This is a genomic window from Pedobacter frigiditerrae, from assembly GCF_032678705.1.
In the GTDB taxonomy this organism is placed as follows: Bacteria; Bacteroidota; Bacteroidia; order Sphingobacteriales; family Sphingobacteriaceae; genus Pedobacter; species Pedobacter frigiditerrae_A.
The window spans coordinates 2,001,118-2,014,489 of the sequence record NZ_JAVTSS010000002.1 but is presented as its reverse complement, the minus strand read 5'-3'; the positions used below and the strand labels follow the sequence as shown (position 1 = coordinate 2,014,489).

The following is a 13,372-nucleotide window of genomic DNA, read 5'->3' as shown; positions in this document are numbered from 1 at the left end:
ACTTGCCATCAAGCATTTTCACTTTAGCTTTACAGGGTGATCACAGGGTGATAACAAGGTGCAAACAAGGTCATCACAGGCTCTATTACCTTGTTAACTCCTAATTAAATACGAGTGAGTTTCGTTTAATCAATAATTAAGGATTGGGGAAGAAGTTGTAAAAGGTTCTTGTTTAAGGATTTTCTTGATAGAATTAGCGCTTAATTAGAAATTGAAAGAAAGTTTTAAGGGATTGATGAAAACCATTTAGAATCAAAAAAACCCCAACTTTCGTTGAGGTTTTAAAGTGGTATGGGCCGGGATCGAACCGGCGACACATGGATTTTCAGTAGATTGTACATCAGTGTTTAACAACATTTAAACAACATATTTTACAATTTGATATGATTTGCGCCATATAATGCGCCAGATTATGTTTTCAGAACCAAAGATTGTTCTCACAAATGACTTAAGCCAAAGAGGCTATGTAACCTTCCATTTCAATGGGGTAAGATATCGAGAGTACAATGGTAAGAAGTTCAACCTAGACCTTAACCCAAACCATTTTAAAACCTATAATGATAGGTTAAGGCTTTTTAAAAAATTATCTTTAGAAATTTCTAAGGCACTAGATAAGGGATGGAGCCCTCATAAAAAAGAAGAGAGAGTCGAGGTAAAAACAATCCAAACTATCGATGTTGCTTTGAAATCTATTCTTCAAATTAAACTTAATTCAGATTTAAGTTATGGCTATAAAAACGACCTTAAAAAAATCGTTGAGCAATTTTGTAATTTTCTTCCCAAAACTGAATTGATAAAACCAATTGATAAAATTGACCCTTTATATATTGAAACCTTTTTAAATCAATTTAGCAGTACAGCCACCTATTATATGAATAAAAGACGAGCACTTAATGTGTTCTTTTCTGAATTCAAAAGGACTAAGTTAATAATTGATAATCCTGTTCAAGATTCATTGAAAAAAAAGCCGAAAGCTGTTTTGCATAAAATTTATTCAAAAGACCAGTTAAATGAGGTACTTGGTTATTTAAAAGTTAATTATCCCAACCTACATTTGTGTTGTTTATTAGCTTATGGATGTTTTTTACGACCACATCAAGAAGCCAGATTGATTTGTTATAAGCATATAAACGAAGATTGCACCAAGATTACTCTTTCTGGCAGTGAGAATAAGAGCAAACGAATTAGAGTGGTAAACATTCCACATTATGTGCGTGAAGAATTAATTATAAGATTAAAAGCTAGTCAGAACATTAACCATAATATTTTAAGTAACTCAAAAAATGCATATAATTTAAGTTATCTAAATACTCAATGGTCAAGAGCAAAAAAGAAAATGACAGATTTAGGTATTTTACAAAAGGACCAAACCATTTATTCATTTAGACATACTGCGGCTGTAAATGTTTACAATAAGACAAAAGACCTGCACATCCTACAACAGTTACTACAGCATAGCAATATGATTGTAACGCTAAACTATTTAAGAGGCTTAGGGGAAATCAATGACGAAAGGCTAAAAGAAGTTATGCCTGAATTGTAATAGAAAGATTAACATTATATTTAGAAATGAAAACTGCTCTCACAATCATCGGTGCTATTATTGCCTTAATAATAATATCAGCCATCTATCAACAATTTGTAAATCTATTAGCAGCTATCCCTTGGTGGCTTTGGATTATATTTATTGGAATTGGCATTTGGGTTTATAATTCAAATAATGAAAATTAACGGTTGTCACCCCAACAATGTAAATATTGAATTAGAAACTATTATTTTTAACATTATATCTAAATTAATTTTCGTGATAAAATCTTACGGTACCAAAATTTATAACAAGGCTTTGTTAACAAATAACAATTGGATTCAAGTTAGCGATACTTTGGCCAATAAATATATTTTTAAATCAAATGGAAATTTATTGATTTCAGCTGATGGTGTTGTCGAAAAATCAACGTGGGAACAATTAGATAGCTTAAGCTTAATAATTGAGAATGGTAATGAAAGTAATCTTTACAATATTGAGTATATAGATTCCAATATTTTTATTTTAAAGACTGGGGCAAAAAAACTCAATCTTGTTAATGAAAAACAATTTGAGAAGTTTAACACTCAAAGCAAGATTGAGGATTATTTTGGAAATAGGCAATTGATTAAGGAAAAAAATATCGAATCAAGGATTAACAGAAAACAGGAGATAAATAAAAATTTAGATTTAGCTGGAAATTTTTCCAAAAAACTATTGATTATCATTGGGATAATCTTAGCTATAATGACCTTGGTACTAGTAATAGTTGGGAAATAACAAATCAACTTTTTGCTGCATTAGCATCCTGAAACAATTAAAATTATATCCAGAATTCATTTGATTTCCTTTATTTAAGAGGATTATTTGAGTTTTGGATATGCTCAAATTGAATTCAATTCAAAAAATAACCCTTGTAAAGGTAAAAAGCACTTTTTATATTTTACAAGGGACAATTTCTAAGGCAAATTTAAATAGCTTGCTTATTCATTATTCCAAAAAGCTGTTTCTGCATCATCCCCATATTCTTCACTTAACCACCTATCATAATCTGGAAGGTCTTTAAAATTGTTGTTGTGACTATCATTCCTGTATTCTTCATCGTTATCGTCAAAGACCTTGAAAGACAAACCATCAAAAAAAATTGTTTGCTTAAATTTCCGTTGAAAAGGATATTCAACGATGACTTTGTTTTTTTCTATTTTAATCGATTTAAAATTTACAATTGAATTGCCTCCCTTAATTTCTACTTCGACAATGTCATCTATATTCAAGTATTGAAACGGATGGTTTATTTCACTCTCGATAAACATATCATTATCGTCAATTTCGGAAATTAGGCAAGGAAAGAAACGATTAAAATATTCTCCATCTCCAGTTACTCTTATCCCATTAATCAAAGGAATATTTGTTGAATAGTTTTCATTCCTAGGTTGTCTTATAACCCTTTTAGATATTAAGTCATATAAAACTTCAATATATTTACCTTTGTGCGTAAAGAATGTAAAACCAGTATGTACAACATAATGGCTTTCTTTCTTATTTATTTTGTCACTGTAAATGGAAGCTTGCAATACTTTTATGACATTATTGATGTCTATGTCGAACAACCCCGAAATAACTTCGCTATAGTTCATAAGTTGAAGGTATTAATTTTTAGGTGCCTTATAATGGTTCTTGATATTTAAAAATCAATTATCATTCATAAACTTCCCAGTATAAATCATCAATAAACTTTACAAATTTTTCACTTGTAAAAATTTCACTGTAATCCCCATCTTCATCTCGAATGTAGAAACTACCTTCCTTCTTCAAAACAGCATCGTAACTCATACTAGCTTGATATGGAATATCAAAAAGATATGGTTTACCCTCTTCCTCGCAAATTATGTTAAAGAGTGAATAAAGAAATAGAAGTCTTGATTCACGAAGCAGTTCTTCCAACTCACTAATAGCTTCTCTGTAAAGTTTTGGACTTTTTAATGATTTAATATCAAAATCTTCTTTTAGTAATTTAACATTTTCCGTATAAGGTCTCTCCTCATAATGACTAGATATATCTTTAATTTCTTGTGTAATGTTATCTACTTGTTCTTTTGTCATAACTTTAGGTATAGTTCGTTAATTTAAAATTGGATGGTAAAAGGCTTTTATGTATGAAATTATTTAGAGACTAAAATTCTTGGAAGTTTATTTCGATTGACCAGTTCTTCAAAACAGCACCAAGCGCGAGGGTTAACTTCATTTCTTCTCTTTTGAATATAATTTTCATAGTTAACATATACTTTATTTATCATGTACCTAGATGAGTCAATAATAATTTCCTCGTTATATATACCAAAATTAATGCCTCGTGCTATTCGCTCGAATCTATTTAGATAGTCGTGGATGTCTTGTTTAACTTTCTTATCTTTTGCTATCTCTTTCTCTATAATCTCCAACGGAATAGACACAATGCCTATTTCAGAATATTTTTCAAATATTGTCAATAATCTGTCTCGTATTTCTCCAGAAGTTTTTCTTGAAAGTTCTTCTTCAGTCGCGATTTTTTTATTCCAACTTAACGTATCCTCATGAATGTTTTTACTGATTTTAATCTGTTTACTAGCATATAAAAGAGTAAAAATAACAGCAATAAACCCTAGAACTTGAATTGCTAAACTAATATATTCAAAAATTGACGTTGCTTCTTTTTCTTGTGGAAAATAAACGTTGTGTATTTCTAATAGAAAATTCATTTTAAAAGAACAGGTTTTAAATTCAAAGATTTAATAACTAAAAGTATTTGTTACTAAGATATATATTTCTCCTCATCAATAGATATCCAAAAAACTATTAGATTCCTTTATTTAAGGGAGATATTTATGTTTTGGATATTTTTGATTTTCACTAACGAAGGTCAGCTAGATTCTAACCTAATAATATTCTCAAACTAAATTTATAAAGGGGTATAATGATTGTTGAAACTTTAGAAAGAAGGTCTTATCTTTATCTTTCACTTTTTAGAAATGTCTCTTAATCGCTTTCATCAAAAATGGTATCATCAGTTCATTACTTTTCCCGTAGTTACAGGAATTGTTGTTGCTATTGTCTATGATAGCATTAAAGAAAGACCCTTATTAAGCTCGTTGACTTCAATTTTAATAAGTGTTTGGAAATATATTGTCCTCATTCTTACCTTTAAAGTCTCAGTTTTTTGGATAATAATAACTCTTCTACTGATTTCCTTTGTATTATTCATAATCAACAATACTAAAAAGGTACTTGACCCAAAGTTACAGTATACTACAGATGTTTTGGTAAATTGGAAATGGGAATGGACCTATTCTGGAAAATATATTGATAATCTTACTCCGCTTTGCCCGTCTTGTAACACCATAATGAACTACCACAATGGACAAAGTCAATATGATAAATTTTCAGAATGTCCTCGTTGTAATAAGGTTTACGCCACAAGAGAATCCCAAAGACAACACACAGATATTATCCAATTTGAAGATGACAAAAGGATTCAAATGCTAATTGTCGACAATATTAGAAAAGGAAATTATAAATATTTTTAATTTCTTATAGCTTAAATAACTATAATAGAATGGTAAAATATCCAGAATTCAATCGATTTCCTTTATTTAAGAGGGTTAATTGAATTTTGGATATTACGAATTATTAATCAAATTGAAGCTAACCCTCACTTCATATCTCTTTTTAGAGATTTCATATACATCAATCTCTAGCATCATCTGTAGACCCCCATTCGTACCTGCGACCTCAAAAATGCTATAATAATCACCTTCTTTTTTAACTGCATATTTGGGGTTGGTTTCCCTTGCTATCTTGGCAGCTATCACTCCAACTTCTCTTCTAGCGCTGGCAAAGTCTTCAAAGGTCGAAACGCAATGAGAATAAAAAAAGACTTTTCCTTTTTTGATGGAAACTTGACGTGAACCTTTTGTTAGCTCCTTATTTTTGAGTATAACCTTAGGTTCTATAAAATAAGTGCCATCACCAATATAATAATTGGCTAGCTTTGCTGCTTCTGGACTTTTGGCAAAAAAATCTACCAGGCTTAATCCCCGTGTAAGACCATAATTCCTCATTAACTCATTAAAATAGGCTATGTTATTTTCTTTTTCCCTTATTTCTGCAAATGGGTCTTTAACCGTAAAATCACCGTCCAACATATTAATAAAGGCAGTTGTCGTAGTATTGCCAACGATATTGATAAACTTGCTAATGGTTTTGCCACCAAAAGTGAACTGTATTTCATAATTGCCTTCAGAGATATCATTTACGCTCCACACATCCTTCGTTTTGGCAATGTTCTTTAATCCTTCAACCTTTGGCATAGTAATTTTAATTTCGATAGGTACAGATTGTATGGAAAGTTTTCCAGTGGGTATATTTACTTTAGTTTCACTGGCAGCGGAATTACCCTCTTCGGAAATGGTTACACCATTGCGAGTAAAAGGTTTTACTTTGTAAGAAAATACTTCACCAGCTTTAACCGTGATATTTTCCTCAAAGGAAAGGTAGCCACTTTTTGAAACTTTGATTTTATGTGTTCCTGCAGAAATATTCTGAATAATGTAACCATTTAATTCAGCAGTCGTATTACCCTTAAACTCTCCATTGAGGTAAACCGCAACCCCTGGTTCGCTGGTCACTTGGATATAACTTTTCTGAGCAAATGCGTTATGTGCTCCAACTGCTAGAAGAAAGAATAAGAGAAGGTGTTTCATATTACCTGTAGACTATATCAAAAAAACTATTAGAATTATTTCACTTTTGATGCTAACTCTATGAGCTTTTTAAATTTCATTTTTTAGCTTCAACTTAATTTCTTTTAAAGGAAATTTTATTGTTTTGCTTAAAAATAGTGCTATTAAGTTTTAAATCCTATACCTAAGATTAGGTATTTATGCTCTACTATCATTCGTTATCAACTCATTTCATATTAAATTGAAATCGTGACAATATCTAGAATTCTATCGATTTCGTTTATTTAAGAGGATTTTTTAAATTTCGGATATTCAAGAGGAAAAATTAGCCCTAGTAAAAAATGAGACAAACATTTCCTCTACTTTTAAAAGGGACATCTTCCAAATAATATTTAAAAACAAATAGCCTGGGTGATTAACCCAAGCTATTTTAAATTCACATCATTCCATCATCTCCAAAACTGTAATATCCTTCCTTACTTATAATTAAATGGTCATTAACTTTAATTCCTAGTATTAGCCCACCATCTTTAAGTTGTTGTGTTATTCTTATATCTGCCGAACTAGCTTTTAGATTTCCACTAGGATGGTTATGGCAAAGTATAAGTGAATCTGCATTTGCTTTCAATGCTATTGCAAAGATAATTCTTGGGTCAACTACAGTGCCATTTAGCCCTCCTAAAGAAATATCTACAATCCCTAGCACTCTATTTGCCCTGTTCAACAACATTACTTTAAACTCTTCTAAATAGCTTATTCTTCCCTTGTTCCAATTGTTAAGAAACAATTCATAAGCATCAAAAGACTGTGTTATTTTAGGTCTTTCACTAATCTTGTAATTCTGTTTATAGCTTACTTCAACTTCTGCTACGTGCAATAGATTATTTTCCATAATATTTTAAATTAATTATGGTACAGTAGCAAGCTTTCAACTCAACTAAGTAAAGGAGGAACGGAATAAATAGATTGTGTGTAAAGGCTACTTGAGCGTTTATGCCGTAGTCCTTTAAACGTGTTGAGGAGATAAGATTAAGTTTGTATAATGATTAGTTTACTATATCATCTTAAAATGAACTTTGGCTAAACTTATTTAATATTCTTTAGTCTTACTATCCTGTTTTTCAATAGAAAAAGAGCTTCCGCTTTGCCAGTTTATAAAGATTTTATGATTTTTCATTTTCATTATTTCAGCATAAAGTTTGACATTATAACCATCCTTACGTTCTTTTACAAGGGGTAAAATAAATTCTGTTTTATTTAGGATAAATATTTCTTCAAGAAAGTTTTTAGCCTCATCATAACTTTCTAAATTATAATTAATTGAATATTTTGTTCCATTGAAACTTCTATTCATATAGCTTAAGAATGCTATGAAAAATTCATAAATAGACTTATGTGAAAATTTGTAGTTTCCTGCAGAATTTCGATTTAAAAGTGATTTACTTTTGATTTCAATATCATCCAAATTAATTTGAAATTGATTTGCAATTTTAACTGCATCTTCAAGAGGAATATATAAGCCGTTTTTCTCGTAGTGATTATAGATATAATCAACTATTGAATAGGTAAAATATATCAAATTTTCTTTAAACTCGTATCGCTTAGATAATTCATATTTTTTCGATTCCCTGTCAACCCAAGCATTAATCAAAGTTTCATAAATCTCAAATTTGCTTTGTAATTTATGTCTACTAGTTTCTGTTAAGTCAATAATATAAGAAAGTAGCATCGGTCTAACCATAAGGTCACCCGTGCCATCTATTATCTGCATTGCTGTCTTTTTCTTTTTAAATTCATAGAATTTAAAACAATGGCGTATATATTTTTTAATATCATTATCATCAAATGGAGATATATATAATTTCTTTATATGGTGATAACCATTTCCTTTTGTGTTATACATTTTCACTTTCAACTCGAATGGTTCTTCAGACTCAGAAGAAAAGAAATGAGTTCTACAGGTAATAATAACTGTTTTGAAATCTTTAACAAGGTTGATAATCTCGTCGAACTTGCTCTTAATAGATAAATTATCTGCTGTAGGTATTTCATCAAACCCGTCTAAAAGTAAAATCGTGTTTTCTTTATTTACAATGTCTTTTATTCTTTCCGCAAGAATAGCGTAGTTTTCACCCAGCGGGTATAATTTGATTTGATTTTTTTTTATGAGAAAGTTTAGAAACGATGAATACCTTGAAAACAAATTCAACATAAAAGTTGATTTACCCATTCCAGAATCCGCAAGAATTAAGTAGAATTTTGTTTCATTCTTATTAATATTAAAAACTTTACGCAAGAAAAAGGTAAGCAAATCTTCCTTTGTGCTAAATGCGAAAGAGCTTTTGTAATTTATCTCATTAGCGGGGTCAACATTTTGACATTTTGTTCTTATATAGTTTTTCTTCGAATATTTAATTGTTTGAAGACTATAATAGGGGCTAAGATTTTTTTTCTCATCTGCATCTCTAACCTTTCTATAAAGCCATTGTATTCCCTTATAGAGTGCAATTAAAATTGCGGGTAGTGAAACTGATTTTATTATAAGATTTGACTCATTTAATAGCCAAGAATATGCAGAGAGCCAAGTCATTTTATGTACTTCTGATTATGCAGAATAGGCGAATATAATTAAACCGATTATAATATCCAGAATAATTAAATATCTCTAAATTTAAAGGGAAAGTTTCAATTTTGGATATTTAAAATCAATAAAAAGGTAGCCCTAGTAAAGAAGAAAGGAAATGATACGTTTTTTATAAGCGCTTATTTATAGTCATCAAGAAACATTGCTAATAACAAAGTTAATAGCCCAGCCGCTAATGAAAATACCATATCTTTTCCTAATGATTTTGTTGTTAGAAGCGACAGGTAAATCCCTGATATAACAGGAGCAATAAAATAAACAAGAATTGCATTTATGAAAAAAAGCAAAATCCAGTTATACTCTAGAATAATATACCACGGAATGATTGGTAAAACAAAGCCACATAACAAAGGAATTAACACAAGTGGAGTTGAGATATACATTGGACGGTTTACATCTCTTCTTCCAATTATTATGGAATGGATACCGTATGTATTGATTAATAAAAATAATGAGAGTATGGTAATTAGTTCATTCATTATTAATAACCCACTACATTATTTTGATGTCTTTGAATTATAACTGCCATTTCAGACATCATATTGTCTGCAATCCTTTGTTGTTCAAAAATACTAAGATTTCTTACATCGTGAAAGGTCTTTTCGTGTACTACCTCTTTTTGATAATATTTATACTTCCATATTATCGTAAGGTGTCCAGTACCGTAAGTAAACCTAATAAATTGATTTTTACCTTCCTGGTATAAATTAAAATTTCGTTTATTCACGGTAGTTACTACACCATTACCACCAAATGCGGCAAGATTTAATTGCTCTACAATTATTGCAAACTTTCTATCTAATGCTTGTCCCGTTAAATCATCATTATCTTTATTTACGTCAGAAAAAAAACGAAAGAGAATAAAACCAACGATTGCTATACCAATTGCCCAAAACATATTTTTAAATTAACCTGTTTAAATTATCCTGTCACTATGCGAATATAATCATTGAAATATAATCATTTTATGGGAAACGGTATATCTGATTATTAAAATCAAAAATTCATACTATTTTTTTGTTTAGAAGCGATTTCATCTTGGATTTTAAAAATGATAAGAAATTAGCCCTAGTAAAAAAATAGGTCAGAATATTGACTGTGTTCGTTGAAGTGACGGACTTTAATAACTACTATTAGTTTCTAAATCATCTATCCTATTTTCTAAATCTTCAATTTGATTTAGCAATGCTGAATTGTTGTTATCTAATTGAATAATTTGATTCTCTTGAAAAGAGAGCAGTGATTTCATTTTTCTAATTTCCTTAGTTTGTTTAAAATCAGTTACGGTAAAAAATGCGAAACTGCATATGATTAACAGACCGAAAATTAAAGTGATTTTATCTTTGGCTTTCATTTGAGAGTTATTTGAGGCAATATAATAATTATTAGGAAGACAGCCTTATAAGCAGGGAAGAGAAACTTGAATATGATAAGTAAGAGAATTGAATGGAGCTATCACCTTGCTTAATAGAAAGATAATTAACTGCTATTTAAAAATCGTATAAAATTCAATTAACAGTTAAACCAAAAACTCAATAAATTTTCGTGTAAAATGTTGCTTTTACCTATATAAGGGGCAACTGCCAATATAAGGAAACGAGAATGTTCCCGAGGTAATTTAGAAACAAGCAAAAAGTGCGGAATAGAGCTAGGTTATGTAGCGGAATACTGTATGAAGTTACGGAAAAATCGTGACATTATGGGTTTTGAGACACTCTAAAAGTGTCATTTAATTGTCTTAAATCATTACTTTTTATCCTCAAAGATATTTCTATAACGGAAACTCAACACTACATTTAAAATGCTTTTCCTGTAACTTAAAATCAAAATCTAGATTGAATCTTTCAACTTTATGCTTTTCCATAAAACCCTGTATTTTGGGTAATATGAATGCTAAGAAAGATGAACAATAAGAAATAAAATCTGGCTTAATATGTTTATCGACATAAGTGATTGTTATATCGTCTAAATCGATATGAACTGTTAGTTCTTTCAAACAAATCAACTGAGTACAGCTACCACATTTTCTTAACCACTTGTTACCTCTTATTGTAGCCCATAACATAGTGTTGAATTCGCTTTCTAATCCCCATTGTTTCATAAACAATATTACTAATGGACTTAGCAAAAGTCAATGCTGTGTTTTCAACAATTTAATGTTCTAAAGAGTAATATTCATATCCAAAAATCAATTCAATTTCTTTATTTAACAGGTAAGTATTCAATTCTGGATATTTTGCGAAAACTGCGTTCTTTCTTTTTACTACGGAACTTTATAGTTTTACCCAAAAAAAATAGGTTCACCTCTTGTAACTTGAGCATAAGGCTAAAGGAGAGTGGAGAACAATGCCTTACATACGGGAAATTGCAATCTTGATTGATGTATTGAGATAGGCTAGTTAATACTTTCACTCATAAAAGAGCCCTCAAATTACCGCCCTGACCAACTATCTAGATTATTTACATCACCTTGAAAGTCATCATAATCTCCTAATTGACCATCTGTTATAGCATCAAAGTAATTTCTCTTCCATTCACTATTATCGTTATCTTGTATTCTCATATCAGTGGAGACATCAAAGTTAAATTCTTCAATATCATTTTCTTCTGCACAGAGGTCGTAATTTAAATAATCTTCAACGTATTGTTCCAATGATTCTCCAATTACTCTAAATTTAATTTCATTGGGGTTCTCATTAAGGTCTTCATCAAAGAACATTACAACATGTTTATCTCCATTTATTTCTTGAAGTGCTTGTATAATTTGAAGATTCGAAGGGTAAAACAACTTCTTAAAGTCCTCTATAACATAATAATCAAGTCGAGGTATGTAGTGAGCTGTATTAATTTCAATTGAATAGGATTTTGAAGGGTCTCCAACAGTGCTTAGAGATTGTAAAAGTTTATATAATTGTTCTTCTAAACATTGTGTGCATTGATAAATGTAATTTTGTTTAACGGTTTTATCTAAATTATAGGAATGTAAAGTTATGGCTTCTATAAAAAGTTTCATATGACCATTCAAAATCCTATGGTAACTCTGTTTAACACTTACATGACTAATGCCAGTAAGCAAGCAAAATGCTTCAAATGAAACAATCCTATTTTGCTGCTTATATATTCCAATGTACATTAATTCTGTATAAAGATTAACTGTAAATTAACTATTTTTTTGGGCCTAATTTAAATGTCGTTATAATATCTAATATAGGAATTAATAGCCTAATATGAAAACCGCAAGTGCGAACTGCCTGCGAACTGAGCAAAGGTGCAAAGGCAATATCCAAAAGCTTCATTATTTCCTTAATTTAAGAAGCCAATTCAATTATTAGATATTCAACAGTTACCATGGTAGGTCTTCCTCTTCAACTGTATCAGCTCCTAGGCGAACTTCATTTTTAATAATTCCATTCGCAATAAGCCTTTCTAACATTGAGCTATTTAAACTCCTAAGATAAATGCTGTAAGCAGTCCTTCTTGAAACTTGATTATATGCATTTAGATTTTCAAGAACTAGCCCAAGTGGAATTTGAAAAGTCCCATTTCTTTCTGTATGCCCCCGACATTTAAAGCAAATCCCATCAAGTACATGATTATATTGAGGTATATATCCATGACCACCACACCTCGAGCAAACTAACTCAATCCTCCTAATTACAGTTAACGTCTTTGTCAAGTTTTCAGTCATTAGGGGAATAGTTTGGTTACTATGGACTTTAGTATGACATTCTGAACATAGGGTTTCTAATGCAGAATTATTTATTTCCCAAGGAAATTTATCTTGTATATAATATGTGTGATGAACATGATTTTTTTCATCAATATGTTTACAATTCTTGCATTCAAATCCATCTCGAATAAGAATTTGCATTCTTTTATGTTTCCATTCAAAACAATTCAGTAAGTCACCATAATAGATTCTATTATTGTCCTTTAAAAGTAATAATTGTTTTAAAGAAAGCCTATTATCAAGCTCTTCAATCTTTCGGTTAATCCATCTGGAAACATAATCTAAATTTTCCCGTCCAGGATTGATTTTAGGAACATTTTCAGTTTTAGAAATCCTAGTTTGTTCAGCGCTTGTCAAAATTTCTACATCCTTTTGGTTTCTTAGTCCTTTAAATTTTTTAAAATAGAATGATAGAAAAAACAAAACCAATAAAATGCAAAGTATAAAGTTAATTGTTAGTTCATCTTTTACAATAGCAAGAACGTATAGTATATAAGTGTCATACCTACGTATTTCAAATAAGTTTTGATTAATCATATAGATATTCACAAGAGTGGTAAAATATAATTACTCTAAAGTAAATAAAATTTAAATGCTCTTAAATTTTAACATCACAATAAAGCAAAATTTTTAGTTATCGCTCACTAGCACTGCGAACTAAATCGAGGTGTCAATATAATATCCAAAAATTCGCTGGATTTCTTTATTTAAGAGGAAAGTTTCAAATTAGGATATATAAATAAGAAGTTTGCCCC

At 30.1% G+C, this 13,372-nt stretch carries 16 protein-coding genes; 4 read left to right on the top strand and 12 right to left on the bottom strand.

All coding sequences use genetic code 11. The features are described from left to right. Positions 1–412 precede the first annotated feature (412 nt). The 3 genes from R2Q59_RS19615 to R2Q59_RS19605 are packed head-to-tail and all read left to right on the top strand — an operon-like array spanning position 413 to position 2,305. A complete protein-coding gene (locus R2Q59_RS19615) occupies positions 413–1,543 on the top strand; it encodes a site-specific integrase (protein ID WP_316787121.1) in 1,131 nt (376 codons plus the stop codon). A 26-nt stretch (positions 1,544–1,569) separates the two neighbouring features. Then, positions 1,570–1,731: a hypothetical protein gene (locus tag R2Q59_RS19610; protein ID WP_316787119.1), complete on the top strand. Its 162-nt coding sequence runs from the start codon at positions 1,570–1,572 to the stop codon at positions 1,729–1,731. Then, positions 1,721–2,305: a hypothetical protein gene (locus R2Q59_RS19605; protein ID WP_316787117.1), complete on the top strand. Its 585-nt coding sequence runs from the start codon at positions 1,721–1,723 to the stop codon at positions 2,303–2,305. Before R2Q59_RS19610 ends, R2Q59_RS19605 begins: the two co-directional genes overlap by 11 nt. 203 nt (positions 2,306–2,508) lie before the next feature. Here R2Q59_RS19605 and R2Q59_RS19600 read toward each other — a convergent pair whose 3' ends face one another. From R2Q59_RS19600 to R2Q59_RS19590, 3 genes are all read right to left on the bottom strand, one after another. After that, on the bottom strand, positions 2,509–3,162 hold the full coding sequence (locus tag R2Q59_RS19600) for a hypothetical protein (RefSeq protein WP_316787115.1): 654 nt from the start codon (positions 3,160–3,162) through the stop codon (positions 2,509–2,511). A gap of 61 nt (positions 3,163–3,223) precedes the next feature. Further along, positions 3,224–3,628, bottom strand: a complete 405-nt coding sequence (locus R2Q59_RS19595; protein ID WP_316787113.1) for a hypothetical protein — start codon at positions 3,626–3,628, stop codon at positions 3,224–3,226. A 59-nt stretch (positions 3,629–3,687) separates the two neighbouring features. Next, positions 3,688–4,263, bottom strand: a complete 576-nt coding sequence (locus R2Q59_RS19590) for a DUF4760 domain-containing protein (protein ID WP_316787111.1) — start codon at positions 4,261–4,263, stop codon at positions 3,688–3,690. Between the two features lie 270 nt (positions 4,264–4,533). Between R2Q59_RS19590 and R2Q59_RS19585 the strand changes: the two genes are divergently transcribed. Continuing rightward, on the top strand, positions 4,534–5,088 hold the full coding sequence (locus tag R2Q59_RS19585; RefSeq protein WP_316787109.1) for a hypothetical protein: 555 nt from the start codon (positions 4,534–4,536) through the stop codon (positions 5,086–5,088). Between the two features lie 93 nt (positions 5,089–5,181). Here R2Q59_RS19585 and R2Q59_RS19580 read toward each other — a convergent pair whose 3' ends face one another. The 9 genes from R2Q59_RS19580 to R2Q59_RS19540 all read right to left on the bottom strand — a co-directional run bounded on the left by R2Q59_RS19580 (position 5,182) and on the right by R2Q59_RS19540 (position 13,154). Next, positions 5,182–6,264 carry a PEGA domain-containing protein gene (locus R2Q59_RS19580; RefSeq protein ID WP_316787107.1) on the bottom strand — a complete coding sequence of 361 codons (1,083 nt, stop codon included), beginning with the start codon at positions 6,262–6,264 and terminating at the stop codon, positions 5,182–5,184. Positions 6,265–6,679: 415 nt separating this feature from the next. Beyond that, positions 6,680–7,135: a JAB domain-containing protein gene (locus tag R2Q59_RS19575; protein ID WP_316787105.1), complete on the bottom strand. Its 456-nt coding sequence runs from the start codon at positions 7,133–7,135 to the stop codon at positions 6,680–6,682. 198 nt (positions 7,136–7,333) lie between these two features. Beyond that, on the bottom strand, positions 7,334–8,833 hold the full coding sequence (locus tag R2Q59_RS19570) for a hypothetical protein (RefSeq protein WP_316787103.1): 1,500 nt from the start codon (positions 8,831–8,833) through the stop codon (positions 7,334–7,336). A 173-nt stretch (positions 8,834–9,006) separates the two neighbouring features. Further along, the gene (locus R2Q59_RS19565; RefSeq protein ID WP_316787101.1) at positions 9,007–9,366 is read right to left on the bottom strand and encodes a hypothetical protein; all 360 of its coding nucleotides are present in this window, start codon (positions 9,364–9,366) and stop codon (positions 9,007–9,009) included. A 2-nt stretch (positions 9,367–9,368) separates the two neighbouring features. Continuing rightward, a complete protein-coding gene (locus tag R2Q59_RS19560; protein WP_316787097.1) occupies positions 9,369–9,785 on the bottom strand; it encodes a hypothetical protein in 417 nt (138 codons plus the stop codon). A 222-nt stretch (positions 9,786–10,007) separates the two neighbouring features. After that, the gene (locus tag R2Q59_RS19555; protein WP_316787095.1) at positions 10,008–10,241 is read right to left on the bottom strand and encodes a hypothetical protein; all 234 of its coding nucleotides are present in this window, start codon (positions 10,239–10,241) and stop codon (positions 10,008–10,010) included. A gap of 417 nt (positions 10,242–10,658) precedes the next feature. Further along, positions 10,659–10,988, bottom strand: a complete 330-nt coding sequence (locus tag R2Q59_RS19550; protein WP_316787093.1) for a hypothetical protein — start codon at positions 10,986–10,988, stop codon at positions 10,659–10,661. A 330-nt stretch (positions 10,989–11,318) separates the two neighbouring features. Continuing rightward, complete coding sequence (locus R2Q59_RS19545) at positions 11,319–12,020, bottom strand: hypothetical protein (RefSeq protein WP_316787092.1); 702 nt, start codon at positions 12,018–12,020, stop codon at positions 11,319–11,321. A gap of 210 nt (positions 12,021–12,230) precedes the next feature. Beyond that, positions 12,231–13,154: a hypothetical protein gene (locus tag R2Q59_RS19540; protein ID WP_316787090.1), complete on the bottom strand. Its 924-nt coding sequence runs from the start codon at positions 13,152–13,154 to the stop codon at positions 12,231–12,233. Between the last annotated feature and the right edge of the window lie 218 nt (positions 13,155–13,372).